General features: G+C 75.5%; 1 protein-coding gene. It reads right to left on the bottom strand.

Going from position 1 to position 658, the window contains the following annotated elements:
- A partial coding sequence (locus RF644_RS18725; RefSeq protein ID WP_368797661.1) for a radical SAM protein occupies positions 1 to 629 on the bottom strand: 629 nt, incomplete at its 3' end.
- Positions 630 to 658 lie beyond the last annotated feature (29 nt).

Below are 658 nucleotides of genomic sequence, written 5' to 3'. Positions count from 1 at the left end.
CGCAGGGCGAAGCCGCGCGCCAGCGCCCACGCGAGCAGCTCCGGGGCCTCGTGGTCGTTGACCCCGCGCATGAGCACCGCGTTGATCTTCACCGGGTCCAGCCCGGCGGCGGCCGCGGCCTCGGCCCCGGCCAGCACGTCGGTCAGCCGGTCCCGCCGGGCCAGGGTGCGGAAGGTGTCGGCGTCCAGGCTGTCCAGGGAGATGTTGATCCGGGTCAGCCCCGCCGCCGCCAGGGTGGCCGCGCGGGTGGTGAGGCCGATGCCGTTGGTGGTGAGCGAGACCGGCAGGTCCGGGTGGGCGGCACGGATCCCGGCGATGATGTCCTCGAGGTCGGCCCGCACCAGGGGCTCCCCGCCGGTCAGGCGCAGCTCGGTGACCCCGAGCTCGGCCACCCCGACGTGGACGAGGCGGGTGATCTCGGCGGGGGTCATCAGCTGGGCGGCGGGCAGCCAGGGCAGGCCTCCGGCGGGCATGCAGTAGGTGCAGCGCAGGTTGCACTTGTCGATCACCGACAGGCGCAGGTCGGTGGCGCGGCGGCCGTGGCGGTCCACGAGCCCCGCCTCCCGCGGTGCACCGCTCGGGCCCGGACCCGCATCGCGCAGCCGCGGCAGTCCCAGGGAAACGCTCATGTCACCGCCTCGGTGGTCGTCTCCGGCCC

It is taken from the genome of Kocuria sp. CPCC 205258 (assembly GCF_040981005.1).
Lineage (GTDB): Bacteria > Actinomycetota > Actinomycetes > Actinomycetales > Micrococcaceae > Kocuria > Kocuria rosea.
This window is presented reverse-complemented; position numbering and strand designations above follow the sequence as displayed.